The following is an 18,889-nucleotide window of genomic DNA, read 5'->3' as shown; positions in this document are numbered from 1 at the left end:
GGTGGTCACCGGCTTCGGCCGGAGGGCGCCGGCGCCCCGGCGTGTCGGCGTGGACAGCATTTGTTTTGACCCAGCTCCGTGAGGTAGGTACGCTCAAGCCTTGTGCCTGGGGTGTGCCTGGGCTCGGGTGCGTGTCCTCAACCGCACCGCGAGTCCGTCAGTAGCCACCGCAATCTGTGCCGACTGCCGCCCTTGGGGCGGAAGTCCGCAGTATTCGACACACCCGACCGCGTGGGTCGGCGATGTTCCAGGTTAGTTTCACGAACGGCACACAGAAACCGGAGAAGTAGTGCCTACGATCCAGCAGCTGGTCCGGAAGGGCCGGCAGGACAAGGTCGAGAAGAACAAGACGCCCGCGCTCGAGGGTTCGCCCCAGCGTCGCGGTGTCTGCACGCGTGTGTTCACGACCACCCCGAAGAAGCCGAACTCGGCGCTCCGTAAGGTCGCGCGTGTGCGTCTGACCTCCGGCATCGAGGTCACGGCCTACATCCCGGGTGAGGGACACAACCTGCAGGAGCACTCCATCGTGCTCGTGCGTGGTGGCGGTGTGAAGGACCTGCCGGGTGTTCGTTACAAGATCATCCGCGGCTCCCTTGACACCCAGGGTGTCAAGAACCGCAAGCAGGCCCGCAGCCGCTACGGCGCCAAGAAGGAGAAGTAAGAATGCCTCGTAAGGGCCCCGCCCCGAAGCGCCCGGTCATCATCGACCCGGTCTACAGCTCTCCTCTTGTCACCTCGCTGATCAACAAGATCCTCCTCGACGGCAAGCGTTCCACCGCCGAGCGGATCGTGTACGGCGCCATGGAAGGCCTCCGCGAGAAGACCGGCAACGACCCGGTCATCACGCTGAAGCGCGCGCTTGAGAACGTCAAGCCCTCGCTCGAGGTCAAGTCCCGCCGTGTCGGTGGCGCCACCTACCAGGTGCCGATCGAGGTCAAGCCCGGTCGCGCCTCCACCCTCGCTCTGCGCTGGCTCGTCGGTTACTCCCGTGCCCGCCGCGAGAAGACCATGACCGAACGCCTCATGAACGAGCTGCTCGACGCCTCCAACGGCCTCGGCGCTGCGGTCAAGAAGCGTGAGGACACCCACAAGATGGCCGAGTCCAACAAGGCCTTCGCGCACTACCGCTGGTAGTCGCTACCCCCATCGAGACCGAGAGAAGATTGAGCCTTATGGCCACCACTTCGCTTGACCTGGCCAAGGTCCGCAACATTGGGATCATGGCCCACATCGACGCGGGGAAGACGACCACCACTGAGCGGATCCTCTTCTACACCGGTGTGAGCTACAAGATCGGTGAAGTCCACGACGGCGCTGCCACGATGGACTGGATGGAGCAGGAGCAGGAGCGCGGCATCACGATCACGTCCGCCGCGACGACCTGCCACTGGCCGCTCAACGATGTTGACCACACCATCAACATCATCGACACCCCGGGTCACGTCGACTTCACCGTCGAGGTGGAGCGTTCGCTCCGCGTCCTCGACGGCGCCGTCACCGTGTTCGACGGTGTGGCCGGCGTCGAGCCGCAGTCCGAGACCGTCTGGCGTCAGGCGGACCGCTACGGCGTTCCGCGTATCTGCTTCGTCAACAAGCTCGACCGCACCGGTGCCGACTTCTTCCGTTGCGTCCAGATGATCATCGACCGCCTCGGCGCGACCCCGATCGTCATGCAGCTCCCCATCGGCGCCGAAGCGGACTTCACCGGCGTCGTCGACCTCGTGTCGATGAAGGCCTTCGTGTACCCCGAAGAGGCCGCCAAGGGCGAGATGTACAACACCGTCGAGATCCCGGAGAACCTCCAGGAGTCCGCCGCCGAGTGGCGCGGGAAGCTCCTCGAGGCCGTCGCCGAGAACGACGACGCCATGATGGAGCTGTACCTGGAGGGCACCGAGCCCACCCAGGACCAGCTGCACGAGGCGATCCGCCGCATCACGCTGGCGTCGAAGGGCACGGCCGACTCCGTCACCGTCACCCCGGTGTTCTGTGGCACCGCGTTCAAGAACAAGGGCGTCCAGCCCCTGCTCGACGCGGTCGTGCGCTACCTGCCTTCCCCCCTGGACGTCGAGGCCATCGAGGGCCACGACGTGAAGGACCCGGAGAAGGTCATCGCCCGCAAGCCCTCGGACGACGAGCCGTTCTCCGGCCTGGCGTTCAAGATCGCGAGCGACCCGCACCTGGGCAAGCTCACCTTCGTCCGGATCTACTCCGGTCGCCTGGAGGCCGGCACCGCGGTGCTGAACTCCGTCAAGGGCAAGAAGGAGCGCATCGGCAAGATCTACCGCATGCACGCGAACAAGCGTGAGGAGATCGCATCGGTGGGCGCCGGCGACATCATCGCCGTCATGGGTCTCAAGCAGACCACCACCGGTGAGACGCTGTGCGACGACAAGAACCCGGTCATCCTGGAGTCCATGGACTTCCCGGCGCCGGTCATTCAGGTCGCCATCGAGCCGAAGTCCAAGGGTGACCAGGAGAAGCTGGGTGTCGCCATCCAGCGCCTCTCGGAGGAGGACCCCTCCTTCCAGGTGCACTCCGACGAGGAGACCGGCCAGACCATCATCGGTGGTATGGGCGAGCTTCACCTCGAGGTGCTCGTCGACCGCATGAAGCGCGAGTTCCGCGTCGAGGCGAACGTCGGCAAGCCCCAGGTCGCGTACCGCGAGACGATCCGCAAGGCCGTCGAGCGCATCGACTACACGCACAAGAAGCAGACTGGTGGTACCGGCCAGTTCGCGAAGGTGCAGATCGCCCTCGAGCCCATCGAGGGTGGCGACGCCTCCTACGAGTTCGTCAACAAGGTCACCGGTGGCCGCATCCCCCGTGAGTACATTCCCTCGGTGGACGCGGGTGCCCAGGAAGCCATGCAGTTCGGCATCCTGGCCGGTTACGAGATGGTCGGCGTCCGCGTCACCCTTCTCGACGGTGGTTACCACGAGGTCGACTCCTCGGAGCTCGCCTTCAAGATCGCCGGTTCGCAGGCGTTCAAGGAGGGTGCCCGCAAGGCCTCTCCCGTGCTCCTTGAGCCGATGATGGCCGTCGAGGTCACCACGCCCGAGGACTACATGGGCGATGTCATCGGCGACCTCAACTCCCGCCGTGGCCAGATCCAGGCCATGGAGGAGCGCAGCGGCGCTCGCGTCGTGAAGGGCCTCGTGCCCCTCTCGGAGATGTTCGGCTACGTCGGAGACCTCCGCAGCAAGACCTCGGGTCGCGCAAGCTACTCGATGCAGTTCGACTCCTACGCCGAGGTTCCGCGGAACGTCGCCGAGGAGATCATCGCGAAGGCCAAGGGCGAGTAACTCTCCCGAGCTCACGCTTTAGGCTTGTCACCGGAGCCGGGCGGGCATTCCGCACAGCGCGTCAGCACTGTGCGGAATGCCCCCGGCGCCGGCACCCCAGCAAAGATCACCTGGCGCCGATGAAGCAAGGCGTACAGAACCACTCAGGAGGACCCCAGTGGCGAAGGCAAAGTTCGAGCGGACTAAGCCGCACGTCAACATCGGCACCATCGGTCACATCGACCACGGTAAGACGACCCTCACGGCCGCCATTACCAAGGTGCTGCACGACGCGTACCCGGACCTGAACGAGGCCTCGGCCTTCGACCAGATCGACAAGGCTCCCGAAGAGCGCCAGCGCGGTATCACCATCTCCATCGCGCACGTCGAGTACCAGACGGAGTCGCGTCACTACGCGCACGTCGACTGCCCCGGTCACGCGGACTACATCAAGAACATGATCACGGGTGCGGCGCAGATGGACGGCGCCATCCTCGTGGTCGCGGCCACCGACGGCCCGATGCCGCAGACGAAGGAGCACGTCCTCCTGGCCCGCCAGGTCGGCGTCCCCTACATCGTCGTCGCCCTGAACAAGGCCGACATGGTGGACGACGAGGAGATCCTGGAGCTCGTCGAGCTCGAGGTTCGCGAGCTGCTCTCCGAGTACGAGTTCCCGGGCGACGACCTTCCGGTCGTCAAGGTCTCGGCGCTCAAGGCCCTTGAGGGCGACAAGGAGTGGGGCCAGACCGTCCTCGACCTGATGAAGGCCGTCGACGAGTCCATCCCGCAGCCCGAGCGTGACGTCGAGAAGCCGTTCCTGATGCCGATCGAGGACGTCTTCACGATCACCGGTCGTGGCACCGTCGTCACCGGTCGTATCGAGCGTGGTGTCCTCAAGGTCAACGAGACCGTCGACATCGTCGGTATCAAGACCGAGAAGACCACCACCACGGTCACCGGCATCGAGATGTTCCGCAAGCTGCTCGACGAGGGCCAGGCCGGTGAGAACGTCGGTCTGCTCCTCCGTGGCATCAAGCGCGAGGACGTCGAGCGCGGCCAGGTCATCATCAAGCCCGGCTCGGTCACGCCGCACACCGAGTTCCAGGCGCAGTCCTACATCCTGTCGAAGGACGAGGGTGGCCGTCACACCCCGTTCTTCAACAACTACCGCCCGCAGTTCTACTTCCGTACCACGGACGTGACGGGCGTTGTGACCCTTCCCGAGGGCACCGAGATGGTCATGCCGGGTGACAACACCCTCATGGACGTCTCGCTGATCCAGCCCGTCGCCATGGAAGAGGGCCTGAAGTTCGCCATCCGTGAGGGTGGCCGGACCGTGGGCGCCGGCCAGGTCACCAAGATCATCAAGTAGTTTCTGCTTGGTCCTTGGACCTGGTGGCTCACTGAGCTGCAAGAAGGGCCCCGCACCTCGAAAGAGGTGCGGGGCCCTTCGCCGTGTGCGGAGCCGCCGGGGTTACGGGGCCGGGGCCCGGCCCGCCGTGCGCGACGGGCGGTCCGCTGCCGACGCGGCCGGCACCGAGGCCGTCAGGGTGAAGGCCCCGTCCTCGCACGCGGTGGCGAACGTGCCGCCCAGAGCGAGGACCCGGCCGGCCAGTCCTGCCAGCCCCGTGCCGTGACGCCCGGGAGCGTCGGCGGTGGCCCTCCCCTCCGCGGCACCGTCGTTGCGGACGGTGAGCCGGATCTCCCCGCCGTCCGCCCGCAGGGCGATCTCGCACGAGGTGGCCCGGCTGTGCTGGAGCACATTGCCCACCGCCTCGCGCAGCACGAACCGCAGACAGCCCACGACCGCCGGATCGGGCTCGGCCCACGGCGGCAGTACGGTCCGCACCTCCACACCGGAGGCGGCGAGGACCCGCTGGGCGTGGGCGAGTTCATCGGAGAGGGAGAGGTCGCCGTCGTCAGGCCGGCTGATCGACCGCACATCGTCGTGAAGCCGCCGGGCCAGGGCGATGATCTCGGTCAGCGCACCGCGCTCCCGCTCGCGCCCGGGCGACGAGGAGTCCGGCGTACCGCCGCCGCGCAGCGCCACCTCGCCCTGGAGCACGATCGCCGTCAGCGACGAGCCGACCAGATCATGCAGGTCCTGCTGCATGCGGGCCCGCTCGCGCTGTTCCGCCAGATGCGCGGCGTGTTCCCTGTTGGCGCCCAGCCGGGCCGCGAGGAGTGCCAGGTGGGCGACCGCGAAGACGGTGCTCGCGGTGATCGCCGTACTGAGCAGGATGCTGAGCGGGCTGCGGTCGGTGGTGATCAGGTCGGTGGTGGAGAGCACGGGGCCGCTGACGCCGACCGCCAGGGCGATGGGCACGGAGGCGTTCGGCGGCAGGGTCAGCAGGACGGCCCCGGCGAGAAAGCCCAGCAGACTCAGCCACCGGTAGTTGAAGAGCAGCAGCGGCAAGTAGGTCAGCACCGCCTGGACGAGCAGGAGCCACCACCGTCGGCGGTGGGGCAGCCGGTACGGAGGCGGAGCGTACTGGCCCAGCATGACCGCGGGCATCAGCACCAGCACGGTCAGGCCGGCGACCACCGTACGCCTGCCGAGCGGTGAGGACGCCACCTCCAGGGCGACGAGTGCGAGCGACCCGACCACCAGGACGGCCAGCGCTCCGATGGCCACCCCGAAGCCCTGCGGCGCACCTGTTCCAGGGCGTGCTGTACCCCGCATGTCGTCCCCCCCCGGTCTCCCGCTTCATGGTGGATCCCGGTCGATTCTCCCGCAGCGGGACGCTCCGCCGGCCCCGGACCGTCCGGGCGGTGACCACGGCTCGCGTGTGGGCTCGGACGGCCCGGAGAAGTGTGGGCAGATCGTGAAGACTTCACTTTCTCCGCACCGGCCGCCTTGCTTGGATCACCTCTGTTTCGTGATCACGACAACAGAGAGGTGCCCACGTGTCGGAGAACCTGCCGCCCGCTCCCGGATGGGAGGGCTCGTCGTTGGCCCTTCAGCGGCGAAGACGGATACTGCCGCGCATCGCCCTCACCACCGCCCTGGTGCTGGCGGCAGAGATGGCCCTGCTGACGGAGAGCGGCCAGGCCGTCGCCCTCGCACCGCAGTCCTCCCGGGCCGCCGCCGAGAAGCCGGTGCCCGAGGTGCCTCCGGCGCCTTCCGAGGCGGCGGACATCCTCTCGGCGAAGGTCGCCGCCAGGCTGTCCGGCACCCGTGTGGAGGCGCTGTCCGAGCGCACCGAGACCTCCACGACCTGGGTGAACAAGAACGGGTCCCTCACCACGGAGCTGTCGTCGGGGCCGGTCCGCTTCGAGGAGAACGGCTCCTGGACCGACATCGACGTCGAGCTCCGCGAGACCGCCGACGGCGTCGAGGCCAAGGCCCATCCAGGCGGGCTGAGGCTCGGGGGTGAGGGCGGCAGGCTGCCGCGCTCCCTGACCGAGGCCGACCGGGCCCCCGCCCGGGACCTGGTGACCCTCGGCGAGGGCGACGAGCGGATCACCCTCCAGTGGCGGGGCGGTCTGCCCGCCCCCGAACTGGACGGGACGAGAGCCACGTACCCCGAGGCGCTGCCCGGCGCGGACGTGATCGTCGAGGCCACCCGCACCGGCTTCGAGCAGTACGTCGAGATCAAGAAGCGTCCGGCCGAGGACTACACGTACACCCTGCCGCTCAAGGCCGAGGGACTGAAGGCGAAGGAGCAGCCCGACGGCAGCGTCCTGTTCACCGACGGGAAGAACAGGAAGCGGGCCGTGATGCCCGCACCGGTGATGTGGGACTCCACCGTCGACGAGGTGTCGGGCGAGCACACGCGCCGGGTGCCGGTGGCGATGAAGGTGGTGGAGAGAAAGGGCGCCGTCGACTTGGTGGTCACTCCTGACTCCGGCTTCCTCGCCGACCCCGAGACCAGGTACCCGGTCACGGTCGACCCCTCCACCTCCTCGCTGTCGAACGTCTTCGACACCTACGTCCAGCAGGGCGAGACCCGGGACTGGTCCACCGACGTCGAGCTCGACTTCGGCAACCCCGGGACGACGAACGCGAACGGCACCCCCCGCACCGCCCAGTCCTTCATCACCTGGAACACCGCGCCCATCGCGGACGCCCTGGTCTCCAGCGCGAAGCTGAGCCTGTGGAACTTCCACTCGGCCAACACCACCTGCGCCGCACAGCCGTGGCAGGTCTGGTCCTCGCCGGCCGCGACGACGGCCAGCCGGTGGACGAACCGGCCGACGATGACCGCCATGAAGGCGGAGTCCACCGAGACGCGCGGCAACGCCGGCTGCGCGTCCCAGCCCGACGGCTGGATCAACGCGAACGTGACCACGCTGGCCCAGGAGTGGGCCGGGGCCAAAGCCACCCGCGGCCACCTGGGCATCCGGGCCAAGAGCGAGACCACCGTCGCCCAGTGGAAGCGAGTCAACTCCGCCAACGCCGCGAAGAACCCGCCGAAGCTCACGGTGACGTACAACTTCCGGCCACGTACGGGCACCAAGCAGGAGGCCGGTCCGCCGTTCTTCTCCTACACAGGCCTGTACATGGTCAACACGCTGACGCCGACGCTGCGCGACACCTTCGTGGACGCGGACGGCGACAAGGTCAACGGCACCTTCCAGATCTTCGACAACGCCACGAACACACAGGTCGGGAACCCGATCGTGTCGAAGTTCGTCCCCTCCGGCCAGGCCGCGTCGGTCACCGTCCCGGCAGGCGTGCTGGCGGAGGGGAAGACGTACAAGTTCCGTACGAGCCCCTACGACGGCACCCACTACAACACCGGCTGGTCGGCGTGGAAGACCTTCACCGTGGACACGAAGGCCCCGTCTGCCCCGACGCGGATCGTCTCCACGGACTACCCCGCAGGCCAGTGGGTCAAGGGGGAGGGGCAGCCGGGCGTCTTCACGGTGACCCCGCCCGCCGGTAGCGACCACAACTGGCTGGAATGGACTCTGGACGGGGTTACCTGGACCAAGGTCAGCACCGGCGGGGCCGCCGCGAACCGGGCGATCACCGTCGCCCCGCCGAAGAACGGCAGCCACACCCTCCAGGTTCGGGCCGTCGACCGGGCGGACAACAGGTCCGAAACGGCCGAGTATCTCTTCCACGCCGGATCGGGGGGCTTCGTTCAGCCCTCGGAGGGTGAGCGGACGGCGCGCCGACTGCCACTGACGGCGGAGGCCGAGGCGGGGAAGTACACCGCGGTCATCTTCTCCTGGCGACGCTCCGAGGCCGATCCCTGGGTGCGGATCCCTGCCCGGGACGTCACCTCCGGCGGGAGCGCGCTCGCCGCGTGGCCGGTCCCGCTGACGAACGGCCGGAACGAGCCGCTGGTCTGGAACGCCACCGACACCGTCGACCCCGACGGCACGGTCCAGCTCAAGGCCGACTTCACCGGCCCGAACGCCGTGTCCGGCAGCACCGCCCCGCTGACCGCGGTCGTCGACCGCAACGCGGACGGCGCCGCCACCACCGAGGTGGGTCCCGGCTCGGTCAACCTGCTCACCGGCAACTACACGCTCTCCGAGACCGACGTCTCGGTCTTCGACCTGTCGGTGTCCCGTACGGCCGCCTCCCGCACCCCGAACCGGGGCGATTCCCAGGAGGGCCAGGCCGCGATCTTCGGCAAGGAGTGGGTCTCCGGCACCGCCGCCGAGGCCACCGAGTCCGACTACAGCCACGTCCGGCGGATCTCCGACACCGCGGTCGACGTGGTCCTGGAGGAGGGCGACGCGATCCACTTCACCGCCAACGCGGCGAAGAACGGATGGGTCCCGGAGCCCGGCTCCGAGGACCTGACCCTCAAGGGCGGCGTCACCGGCACGTTCACGCTCTCCGACACGGAGGGGACGGTCACCACCTTCACCAGGGCGGACGCCGCGGCGACCACCTGGCAGGTCTCCAGCGTCCTGGACGATGGCCTGACGAACAGCGGGACCAAGGTCGTGTCCGAGACCGTCACGGTCGGCGGCAGGAAGCTGGCCCGCCCGAAGCGGATCATCGCCCCGACCACGGCCGCCACCACCGCCGCGTGCGAGACGACCCCCGCGACCAGGGGATGCAAGGTCCTGGAGTTCGTCTACGCGACGGCCACGACCGCCACCGGCACGGCGAACAACGACCAGTTCGGCGACTTCGCCGGCCAGGTCCGCGAGATCCGCGTCTGGGCCACCGACCCCGGCGCCACCGCCGCCACGGCCACCTCGGTGGCGACCTACCGCTACGACACGAACGGCAGCCTGCGGCAGCAGTGGGACCCCCGGCTGAGCCAGGCGTCCCAGACCCAGTACGCCTACTACGGTGGCCGGGTCACCTGGCTCCAGCAGCAGGGCCTGCTCCCGTACACCTTCACCTACGGCAACGCCGGAGCCGGTACGGCCCCCGGTGACGGCATGCTGCTGACGTCCTCGCGGCAGGCGCTGAAGCAGGGCACCGCGGCCACCGTGGAGGGCGCCGCCGTCACCGGCATCGTGTACGGCGTACCCGTCACCGGCGCCGGGGCCCCGCACTCCCTCGGCACGGCTGCGGTCCGCGCCTGGGGCCAGACGGACGCGCCCAGCGACGCCACGGCCGTCTTCCCGGCCGACGCGCCGCCCGCCTCCCACGCGGGCGCGGACCTCGCGGCGGGCGCCTACGCGCGGGCCACCGTCACCTACCTCGACGCCTCCGGCCGGACGGTGAACACCGCCGCCCCGGGCGGGCACATCACCACCACCGAGTACGACCGCTTCGGCAACACGGTCCGGGAACTGACCGCGGCCAACCGGGCCTTGGCCCTGGGCGCGGGCGAGGCGCGGCAGGCCGTCCTCACCGACCTGGGGATCAGCGCTATCCCTTCGGCCGAGCGCGCACAGCTGCTGTCGACGCTCTCCGTCCACGACGAGGGCGGGGTGCGCAAGACCGAACAGTTCGGCCCGCTGCACCGGGTGGACCTCTCCGAGGACCTCAAGGAGGGCTCCACGCTCCTGGTGGGCGCGGGTACCTCGGTGCCGGCCCGGGCCTGGACCGTCAACGAGTACGACGAGGGCCGCCCCACCGACGGCACCGCCAGGGCGAAGAACCAGCTGACGCTCGCCGTCACCGGGGTCCGGGTCCGCGACCACTACGGGGTCATGGGGGAGAAGCGTCTCACCCAGACCCAGTACGACTGGGTGAAGGGCTTGCCCACGCTGACCGTCCAGGACCCCGGCGGCCTCGACATCATCACGAGCACCGGGTACGACGACCAGGGCCGGGTCACCTCCCAGGTCCTGCCGGGCGGCACCGGGAACGACGCGGCCAGCCGGATCACCGCGTACTGGTCGGCCACCGGGACCGGCTGGTGCAAGGGCCGGCCCGAATGGGCGGACCAGCCGTGCTGGACCGGCCCGGCCGGTGACATCACCGGCGGCGGCAGCCACCCGGCCAAACTGCCCAACACCACGACGGAGTACGACCGCTGGGGCCGGCCCGCCACGGTCACCGACGAGGTCGACGGGGTCTCCCGCACGACCACGACGACGTACGACGCCGCCGGACGCAAGATCAGGGAGACAGTGACGGGCGGCCTCGGCCAGGCCGTCCCGGAATCCACCACGGCGTACCACCCGGCCACCGGGGCGACCGTCGAGGTCTCCTCACCCACGGGCGGGACGATCACCAGCGCGTACGACCTGCTGGGCCGGCTGATCTCGTACACGGACGCCGACGGAGGGGTCACGCGGACCGAGTACGACCTGCTCGACCGAAAGGCCAGGGAGACGGACTCCGCTCCATCCACGGTGACGTATGCCTACGACCACACGGCCGAGCCGCGCGGTCTCCTCACCACGAAGACCGACTCCGTCGCCGGCGCCTTCCGCGCCACCTACGACGCCGACGGCTCGGCCGAGACGGAGAAGCTGCCCGGCGGCTACACGCTCCGGATCTCCGAAGACCCCACAGGGACCGCGATCGGCCGCACCTACACGCGGGACGGCGACGGCACCACCGTCTTCACCGACTCGATCACGCGCAACACCCATGGCCAGGTCTCCACCCACGGAGGCTGGTCGGACCAGCGCTACCGCTACGACGCGTCCGGCAGACTGACCGGGGTCGAGGACACCGTCGACGGGGAATGCATCCGGCGGACCTACACCCTGGACCGGCGCTCCAACCGGACGTCGCTGCTCACGGCGGTCGGAGCCCCCGGCGCGGACTGCCCCGCGAGCGGCGGAACCACGGTGGGCCACCGCTACGACAGCGCCGACCGGCTGGTCGACACGGGCTACGCCTACGACGCCTTCGGCCGTACGACGGCGCTCCCCGGCGCCACGGTCGGCTACCACGCCAACGACCTCGTCCACCGTCAGACGGCCGACGGCCGGCGGCAGACCTGGTACCTGGACGCGAGCCTGCGCTTCCGCTCCTGGAAGGTCGAGACCGGCGCCGGCTCCACGTGGACCCCGGCCGAGTCCAAGGTCAACCACTACGACGGCGACGGGGACAACCCCCGCTGGATCGTGGAGAACGCCACCACCGGTGAGCTGACCCGCAACGTCGGGTCGGCCGCCGGGGACCTGGCGGCGACCACGGAGAAGTCCGGCGGCACCGTGCTCCAGCTCTCGACGCTGCACGGAGACGTGGCGCTCATGCTGCCCCTCGACGCCTCCGTGGCGCCTACGGCGCTGGACGCGGACGAGTACGGCAACGCCCGGGCGGAGCAGACACCGGCCCGTTACGGCTGGCTGGGCGCCAAACAGCGCTCCGCCGAGACCCTGACCGGTCTCACCCTCATGGGCGTCCGCCTCTACAGCCCGGTCACGGGCCGCTTCCTCTCCACCGACCCCGTCTACGGCGGCAGCGCCAACTCCTACGAGTACGGCTACGCCGACCCCGTCAACAAGTTCGACCTCGACGGGCAGTGGGTGCCCCTCGTCGTCTTCGGGGTCCGGGCCGCGGTCGCGTGCTTCCGCTACTGCAAGAAGGCTTACAAAGCGGCCAAGTACGCTTATCGCGGCTACAAGTGGGGTAAGTCGATGCGCCGCGCCCGCTATGTCGGCAAGCACCGCAGAGCGCCCCGCTACAGCTGGGGCCGGGCGGCCAACCGGGGCCGGCAGGGGCTGCGCTGCGGCCTCCAGGGCGGCGGCCTCATGACCCTCGGCGGGGCGGCCTACGGCTACTACCGGTCGGGCCCGCGCGGGTCGGGCACCTATGCGGGATACGGCGCCGCGTACGGATCCCTGACGGGCTTCGCCTACGGGCTGGGCCGCCGGTCCTCGGCGAGCAGATGCTCGGGCTTCTCCCACCGCTAGCCGACGGATGGACGCGCCGGGCCCCACCGAGGGGTCCGGCGCGTCCTCGGAACAGGAAGGAAGTCCCTTGAGGAAAGGGAACAGGCCCGCCAACCGCGTCGCGGTGGCGGGCACGGCGGGGGCGCTGTACGCCTTCGTCTGCGGCATCGACCTGGTGAAGGCCCGAGAACGGGGGGCGGACGAGGGGTACTTCGAGGTTCTGGCGAGCGCCGCCCCGATCCCGATGGCGGTCGTCCTTCTCTACTGCGCGCTCTCGCCCGTCGTGTGGCCGGTCCTCATAGCCGCCGACGCGGAGGTCCGCCCGGGCCGGCTCTCCGACCGGCTGCGCACGCTCGTCTTCCACTGGGGGGCGACGATCCTCGCGGTGGTCCTGGCGGCCTGGTTCGGCGGCGCGTCCGTCGGCGCCGTGCTCGGCGCCTTCCTCGGCTCCGCGGAAGGTCCGGCGCTGCTCGCCGCGTCGGCGCTGTACTGCCTGCTGTCGCCGATCCTGCTGCCCTTCTTCGGAGACCGGGGGCAGCAGCGGGAGCGGAGCCGGCCAGGGGCGCCGCGCACGGAGAGCTGAGGAATGGACACGACCGAAGAGGCGCGCGGAGCGCGGCTCGCCAACCGGGTGGCCCACGCGGCCGTCACCGCCTGGATCGTGATGGTGGTGAACACCAGCGCCGCGGCCGTCAGGGGCATCGGCCTCGCCGAGCAGTTCACCGAGCACGTCGCCTGGTGGCAGTACGCGCTCTACGCCGGGCTCGTCGTGATCCGCCCGGTCGCGGCGCGCAGCCTCACGCCCGTGCTCGTCGGACCGGACCGCGACCTGCGGCCCGCCGGTCCCGCGGCACGGCTGGGCGCGCTGCTGGTGGTGCTCGCGGCGACCGCCGTCGCCGTCGGCCTGCTGACCCTGGCGGTGGGCGTCCTCGTCGAGGGCGACCGCCCCGCCCGGCTGCTCTCCGCCGTCGGCGACCACCTGACCGGGGCCCCCTCCCTGGTCCTGGCCGGCGCGACGGCCGCTTTCGCGTTCCTGTCGCCCGCGGTGCGGTGCGTTCGACCACGTGAAGATGTCACTCCTTCCGACCCGTCCCGGCGTGATCGGATCGGCGGGTGCGGAAACAGGTGCGGAACGCGGTGACGCGGAGGCCGGCGAGGGCGGCGGGGATCGAGATCGCGGCGGTCCGGGCGCTGGCGGTGGCGGTGTACGCGGCGGCGGCCGGGACCTCGGTGCTCGCGGGGCCCGGGGCGCTGGTGCTGTTCCTGCCCGCGCTGATCGGTTCCGTGGCGGCGGTCCGGCTCGTGCGCCGGGGTGCGCCGGTGGCCGAAGCAGCCCGGGGAACCCGGGTGGCCTGCGACAATCGGGTCCGTGATCAAGGTGCTGGTGGTCGACGACCATGACGTGGTGCGGTCAGGACTGACGGCGCTCCTGACGGCCGAGCTGGGCATCGACGTGGTCGGCCAGGCCGCGGACGGTCCGGCCGCGTTCGCCGAGGCGGAGAGGCTGGGTCCGGACGTCGTCCTGCTCGACATCGATCTGCCCGGGGCGGACGGGATCACGGTCGCCGCCGGGCTCGTGGAACGGCTGCCCGCCTGCCGGGTGCTGATGCTCACCGCGCTCGACCGCCCGGGTCATCTGCGCCGGGCCCTGGCCGCCGGGGCCGCCGGATATCTGCTCAAGAGCACCACTCCGGCGCGGACCGCCGACGCCATCCGGCGGATCGCCGCGGGCGGCCGGGTCATCGACCCCCGGATGCACGGGGAGGAGCGGGCCGGCTCCGGCCCGCTCACCGACAAGGAGGCCGAGGCCCTCCGGCTGGCCGCCGGCGGGGCGCACTCCCGGGAGATCGCCGCCGACCTGTTCCTCAGCGTGGGAACCGTCCGCAACAGGCTCTCGTCGGCGGTCGGGAAGCTCCACGCGCGCACCCTCGTCGACGCCGTGCGGATAGCGAAGGACCAGGGTTGGGTGTAGGGCCCCGGTACCTCAGGGCGGCGAGGTAAGGGGGCCCTACGGTTCACGGGGACGGCGGGTCCGTCAGGTGCCCGCCGTCCCGGCCGGTGGGGTCGGTCAGACGCCTGCGATCGACTGGATCCAGGACCGGTACGCGGTGACGTTCGTGTACGCGGTCGTGGTCTGCCGGTCGCTGGTCGAGGCGACGCCGACCTGGATGCCGTTGGCCGTCATCGGGCCGCCGGAGTCGCCGCCGGCGGTGATGCCGTTGCCGCGGCGGGCACAGATCGCCGAGCCGCCGTACGCGTCACCGCAGCCGCCGGTGACCGTCACGTTGGCCACCTTCAGATAGCGGGACTGGCAGTTGGCCTCGGAGCCGCACTGCGAGGTGGCGCCCCAGCCCCAGACCTGGACGCTCTGTCCGACGCTGACCGAGCCGGGCGAGCCGAGGCGGGAGTAGGTCGCCTGCACGGAGCGGTCCAGGCGCACCAGCGCCAGGTCCGAGCTGTGCGTGTAGGTCTGGGCGCCGTTGGCGACGACACCGCCGCTGTGCTGGTCGAGGCTGCCGATGCGGAACGACAGACCGCCGCCGGTGACGCAGTGCTTGGCGGTGAGGATCCAGGTCGGCGCGATGATCGTCGCCGAACAGGTCTCTCTGCCGTTCGAGAAGAGGCGGGCGGCCCAGGGGGCGTTGGACGCCTGACCGCCGCCGATGATCTGGGTGGTCGGGGGCGGGGCGTCCTGGAGCGGGGCCTCGGGAGCGGCCGAGGCGGACGGTGCGAAGAGGGCGAGGACACAGGCCGCTGCGGCGGCGGCAGCGGGCACGAGCCTGGATATACGCATGATTCCTCGTTTCGCGCGACACGCTGGGGTGGGCGTGTCCGTGGGGGATGGTGGGCAACAGGGTGCCGGAGCGCGACGAGGCCGGGGTACTAGCGTTTGGGTATAACACGGCTTTATGGAGCGGCAATTGGGCCGAACGCGTCCGCTGCTACGGACGCCACACCCAGGGCGCGGCGTCCGGCCCGAACCCCACGACGGCGGGCCGCCCGTCCACCGCGCCGAGGTGGAGGGCGACTCCGTCCAGGGCGTACGGTCCCCGGGACCGTACGGCGATGCCCTCGGCGGTACGCAGCTGGATCCGGCCCTCCGCGGAACGGCCGAGCAGGACCGGCCCGCCCGGCGAGGCGGCGGCGGTCACCGGACCGTACCCGCCGAAGCGGGGCGCGGGGGCCGGACCGGTCCGCACGGCGGCGAGCCGTTCCCGGGCGGCCGGCCGGTAGTACAGCTCCACGGACCCGTCGGGCGCGGGGAGTGCGCCGGGCGCGTGCGCCGGAACGGGGGCCTCGGTGAGCTGGGTACGGGCGGTGACGTCCGAGCCCGGGGCGTCCTGCGTCCAGTGGTGCACGGCATGGTGCCCGGCCGCGTACACATGGACGCGCCCCGCCGTGTCCACGACCGCCGTCAGCCCGTCCTGCACCTCGCCGCCGCCCAGATCCCGCCACCCGCTCCAGCGCCCGGTGCCCGCGTCCCGGACCCGGGTGCTCAGCCCCTTCTCCGCGTTCCGTACGAAGAGGTGGACGCGGCCGTCCGGGGCGGCCACGGCGACGGGCGTGCCGACACGGCGTCCGTGGCCGCCGTGGGCGGCGGGGTTGCCCAGCCCCCGCCAGGCACGGAAGGGGCCGTCCGGCGAGCGCTGCTCCAGCAGCACGATCTCGCGCTCGTTGTCCGAGCCGTGCCCCGAGAGCTCCGCGAACCGCAGCCCGAACAGCAGGTGCCGGCCGTCCGACGTCGTCGCCGAGCCCAGCACCGGGGCGAGCGGACCGCCGCCGAGGTCGTCCGGCGCGTCCAGGGTCCCGCTGCCGGGCGTGCTCTCGCGCCACCGGACGGCGCGCAGCCCCAGCACCCCGTAGACGGTGAGCCGGCCCTCCGCCCCGGAGGCGACCCGGGCCCGGGTGCCCGGGTAGCGGTGGTGGGTGGAGCGGACCCAGCCCTTGCGGCTGGCCAGCGGCCGGTCGCCGCCGATGTTGTAGTCGCCGCAGCCCGAGGGGTTGCCGCACTCCCAGTCGGGCGCGCCGCCGTACGGGACGAGATGGGCGGCCTTGCGCTCCAGCACCCTCGGCGGCAGGTTCTTGGGCCAGTGGTGGTTGTAGTACCCCCGGAACGCCGTGACGACGAACCCGGGCACCGGCTCCCCGCGCCCCGTCGCCGCCGCCACCCAGCGGATCAGGGCCGCCCAGGCGAAGCACCCCGCCGGGGTGTGGTCCGCGTGGTCGGAGTACCCCCGCTGCTCACTGTCCCGGAGGCGTTCGTACTCGCTGCTGTCCCGGAGGTCGGGGTCCGGGTCGAGGGTGTGCACGAGGGTCGGCCGGTACTGCTCCAGCAGCCCGACGAGGACGTCGATCAGGGACTCGTACGTATACGAACCGGCCTTCTGCAAGGGGGAGTCGTCGGCGACGACGGTACGCAGCACCAGCCGCCGGTCCTCCCAGAGGCCGGGCAGCCCGAGGCGGCCGCGCCCGGTGTGCATCGCGGTGTTGAGGAAGACCAGCTCGACCCGTCGGACCCCGGCGGCCAGGACGTTCCGCTCGGCCCGGTGGCCGCCGCGCAGGGTGAGCACCGATCTCTGCCAGGGGGTGAACCGGCCGAGCCCGAGCAGCTCGGCGTACGCCTGGCGCAGGCCCTGCTGCCGGGCGGAGGAGTACGCGGCATGGTCGGGCTTCGGGCGCGGGGCCCCGGGGACCTTGTTGAGGCCGTCGGCATCGCCCGCGCTCAGGTAGACGCAGACCACCGGGGTCCCGGCGTCGAGGGCCTCACGGGTGTCGGGGTTCATCAGGTACAGGTCGTCGTCGGGGTGGGCCAGCACCTGCATCAGCCGCGCCCGCCTGCCGCTCGCTATGGCCAGGCCGGGGGCGGGGTCCGGCATCGGACCGCGGCGCCGCGGAGCCGTCACGGCACATCCGGCGGTGGCGGCGGTCGCGGTGGCCGCGAGGAGGAGCGCGCGCCGGGGCATCCGTGCAGCACGGGACAGGACAGATCGATCCACCACGCCGCGCACCCTGTCCGCTCCCGCTTCCCCCGCAGCGGGCGAACGGTCGCCCTGTCCTGCGTACTCCCTGGCTCTGCGCGCGGGCCATCGGCGGCCGGGCCGTGCCCGCGGGGGAGTAGACGGGGATCGGGCCGGGAGGGTTGCGCGGTCAGGGAGCGGGTTCGCGCACCAGGAACACGTCGACGGGGTCCTCCCGCTCCAGGGCGAACCCGTGCCGCTCGTAGAGCCGCCGGGCGGCGCTTCCCCGCAGCACGTTCAGGCGTACGGGGACCCGCTCGGCGTCCGCGCGGTCCAGCAGCGTGCGCAGGACGGCCGAGCCGATGCCGTGTCCCTGGAGGGCGGGGGAGAGGAGGAAGCTCTCCAGCCACCAGCCGTCCGCGGCCGGCCGCAGCGCCACGCATCCCGCGAAGGCGCCGGCGGCCTCGACGATCGAGGTGTGCTCGGGTGCGTAGGAGTCCCGCAGCCGCTGCCGCACCCGGCGCCCGTCGTAGCGGCCGAGCCGCTCCAGGTCCGGTCGCATGACGACGGCCCGCAGCTCGGCGATGGCCTCGACGTCCTCGGGCAGGGCCGGGCGCAGGGTCCAGTCGTGGGGCGTGCTCGTCGGCATGGCGGGATTCTGTCAGGGGCCCGTACGGGGAGTCCCGGCAGGTCCGCGAGGGTCCCGGCGCCGCCGGATGCGCGCCCGCGTTTGAGTACTCGCTCGCTCGGGGTAGGATTCCCGGCCCGATTGGCCAGGCCCGCGCCCCGTATGGCACACTGACCAGGTTGCTCGGTTGAGTGTCAATGCTGCGCGCCTCCCGCCGGGAGGACCGGAAGCGAGTCCCACAGTACTCGTCGGCCCCCAGGGCCGGACGTACGGGAATCTTCCGGGAAGCAATGCAGGGCGCCGGCCAGGCACCCGGTGGGTGTTCCGCCCCCGGTTCCGCGGTCTCAGGGCCCGCACCCCCTTGGTTGGGATTTCCTTCGGGAGATTTTCGTAGAGGGGATGCGACACGCCCGACCGCGTGGGTCGGAGGAGGGGTCCAGAGAACCCCCGGGTTCCAGAGCGTTACGAGAGACAGGACTACTAGTAGCCATGGCGGGACAGAAGATCCGCATCCGGCTCAAGGCCTACGACCACGAGGTCATCGACTCCTCGGCGAAGAAGATCGTCGAGACGGTGACCCGCACTGGTGCGTCGGTCGCGGGCCCGGTGCCGCTGCCCACTGAGAAGAACGTGTACTGCGTCATCAAGTCGCCGCACAAGTACAAGGACTCTCGCGAGCACTTCGAGATGCGCACGCACAAGCGCCTCATCGACATTCTCGACCCCACGCCGAAGACGGTTGACTCGCTGATGCGCCTCGACCTGCCGGCTGGCGTCGACATCGAGATCAAGCTCTGAGGGGACGG

14 protein-coding genes are annotated in these 18,889 nt (G+C 70.9%); 10 read left to right on the top strand and 4 right to left on the bottom strand.

The features are described from left to right. Positions 1–289: 289 nt before the first annotated feature. From rpsL to tuf, 4 genes are all read left to right on the top strand, one after another. Positions 290–661 carry a 30S ribosomal protein S12 gene (rpsL, locus tag IE272_RS36895; protein ID WP_190010053.1) on the top strand — a complete coding sequence of 124 codons (372 nt, stop codon included), beginning with the start codon at positions 290–292 and terminating at the stop codon, positions 659–661. Positions 662–663: 2 nt separating this feature from the next. Next, a complete protein-coding gene (gene rpsG / locus IE272_RS36890; protein WP_007445917.1) occupies positions 664–1,134 on the top strand; it encodes a 30S ribosomal protein S7 in 471 nt (156 codons plus the stop codon). Between the two features lie 38 nt (positions 1,135–1,172). Beyond that, entirely contained in the window at positions 1,173–3,302 is a 2,130-nt protein-coding gene (fusA, locus tag IE272_RS36885) for an elongation factor G (protein ID WP_007445916.1), read from the top strand. A 157-nt stretch (positions 3,303–3,459) separates the two neighbouring features. After that, a complete protein-coding gene (gene tuf, locus IE272_RS36880; RefSeq protein ID WP_007445914.1) occupies positions 3,460–4,653 on the top strand; it encodes an elongation factor Tu in 1,194 nt (397 codons plus the stop codon). Positions 4,654–4,755: 102 nt separating this feature from the next. Here tuf and IE272_RS36875 read toward each other — a convergent pair whose 3' ends face one another. Beyond that, positions 4,756–5,916 (bottom strand): sensor histidine kinase, encoded by a 1,161-nt coding sequence (locus tag IE272_RS36875; RefSeq protein WP_107103483.1) that lies wholly within the window; start codon positions 5,914–5,916, stop codon positions 4,756–4,758. Between the two features lie 389 nt (positions 5,917–6,305). Here IE272_RS36875 and IE272_RS36870 point away from each other — a divergent pair, with 389 nt between their 5' ends. The 5 genes from IE272_RS36870 (at position 6,306) to IE272_RS36850 (ending at position 14,469) form a co-directional block, all read left to right on the top strand. Then, positions 6,306–12,518, top strand: coding sequence for a DNRLRE domain-containing protein (locus IE272_RS36870; protein ID WP_373304237.1), 6,213 nt, complete (start codon positions 6,306–6,308; stop codon positions 12,516–12,518). A 67-nt stretch (positions 12,519–12,585) separates the two neighbouring features. Continuing rightward, positions 12,586–13,080, top strand: coding sequence for a hypothetical protein (locus IE272_RS36865; protein ID WP_190010051.1), 495 nt, complete (start codon positions 12,586–12,588; stop codon positions 13,078–13,080). A 3-nt stretch (positions 13,081–13,083) separates the two neighbouring features. Next, positions 13,084–13,638 carry a hypothetical protein gene (locus IE272_RS36860; protein ID WP_229898028.1) on the top strand — a complete coding sequence of 185 codons (555 nt, stop codon included), beginning with the start codon at positions 13,084–13,086 and terminating at the stop codon, positions 13,636–13,638. Continuing rightward, the gene (locus tag IE272_RS36855; RefSeq protein WP_229898026.1) at positions 13,635–13,898 is read left to right on the top strand and encodes a hypothetical protein; all 264 of its coding nucleotides are present in this window, start codon (positions 13,635–13,637) and stop codon (positions 13,896–13,898) included. Before IE272_RS36860 ends, IE272_RS36855 begins: the two co-directional genes overlap by 4 nt. After that, positions 13,867–14,469, top strand: coding sequence for a response regulator transcription factor (locus IE272_RS36850; RefSeq protein ID WP_047178283.1), 603 nt, complete (start codon positions 13,867–13,869; stop codon positions 14,467–14,469). The genes IE272_RS36855 and IE272_RS36850 overlap by 32 nt, the downstream gene beginning before the upstream one ends. 96 nt (positions 14,470–14,565) lie before the next feature. Here IE272_RS36850 and IE272_RS36845 read toward each other — a convergent pair whose 3' ends face one another. The 3 genes from IE272_RS36845 to IE272_RS36835 form a co-directional block, all read right to left on the bottom strand. Then, positions 14,566–15,291: a S1 family peptidase gene (locus IE272_RS36845; protein ID WP_047178284.1), complete on the bottom strand. Its 726-nt coding sequence runs from the start codon at positions 15,289–15,291 to the stop codon at positions 14,566–14,568. Positions 15,292–15,439: 148 nt separating this feature from the next. After that, positions 15,440–17,461, bottom strand: a complete 2,022-nt coding sequence (locus IE272_RS36840) for a PIG-L family deacetylase (RefSeq protein ID WP_190010077.1) — start codon at positions 17,459–17,461, stop codon at positions 15,440–15,442. 184 nt (positions 17,462–17,645) lie between these two features. Then, positions 17,646–18,104 (bottom strand): GNAT family N-acetyltransferase, encoded by a 459-nt coding sequence (locus tag IE272_RS36835; RefSeq protein WP_056701160.1) that lies wholly within the window; start codon positions 18,102–18,104, stop codon positions 17,646–17,648. A 468-nt stretch (positions 18,105–18,572) separates the two neighbouring features. Between IE272_RS36835 and rpsJ the strand changes: the two genes are divergently transcribed. Further along, positions 18,573–18,881 (top strand): 30S ribosomal protein S10, encoded by a 309-nt coding sequence (gene rpsJ / locus IE272_RS36830; protein ID WP_003948644.1) that lies wholly within the window; start codon positions 18,573–18,575, stop codon positions 18,879–18,881. Positions 18,882–18,889: the final 8 nt, after the last annotated feature.

It is taken from the genome of Streptomyces anulatus, from assembly GCF_014650675.1.
Taxonomy (GTDB): domain Bacteria; phylum Actinomycetota; class Actinomycetes; order Streptomycetales; family Streptomycetaceae; genus Streptomyces; species Streptomyces anulatus.
The sequence above is the reverse complement of the archived record's forward strand: the minus strand, read 5'-3'. Positions and strand labels throughout refer to the sequence as shown.

What these genes read in the sequence shown, in the direction of transcription:
- IE272_RS36860 (WP_229898028.1), top strand. Translation starts at nt 13,084, where the DNA reads ATGGACACGACCGAAGAGGCGCGCGGAGCGCGGCTCGCCAACCGGGTG.
- IE272_RS36840 (WP_190010077.1), bottom strand. Translation starts at nt 17,461, where the DNA reads ATGCCCCGGCGCGCGCTCCTCCTCGCGGCCACCGCGACCGCCGCCACC.
- rpsG (WP_007445917.1), top strand. Translation starts at nt 664, where the DNA reads ATGCCTCGTAAGGGCCCCGCCCCGAAGCGCCCGGTCATCATCGACCCG.
- rpsJ (WP_003948644.1), top strand. Translation starts at nt 18,573, where the DNA reads ATGGCGGGACAGAAGATCCGCATCCGGCTCAAGGCCTACGACCACGAG.
- fusA (WP_007445916.1), top strand. Translation starts at nt 1,173, where the DNA reads ATGGCCACCACTTCGCTTGACCTGGCCAAGGTCCGCAACATTGGGATC.
- IE272_RS36845 (WP_047178284.1), bottom strand. Translation starts at nt 15,291, where the DNA reads ATGCGTATATCCAGGCTCGTGCCCGCTGCCGCCGCCGCAGCGGCCTGT.
- IE272_RS36835 (WP_056701160.1), bottom strand. Translation starts at nt 18,104, where the DNA reads ATGCCGACGAGCACGCCCCACGACTGGACCCTGCGCCCGGCCCTGCCC.
- IE272_RS36870 (WP_373304237.1), top strand. Translation starts at nt 6,306, where the DNA reads ATGGCCCTGCTGACGGAGAGCGGCCAGGCCGTCGCCCTCGCACCGCAG.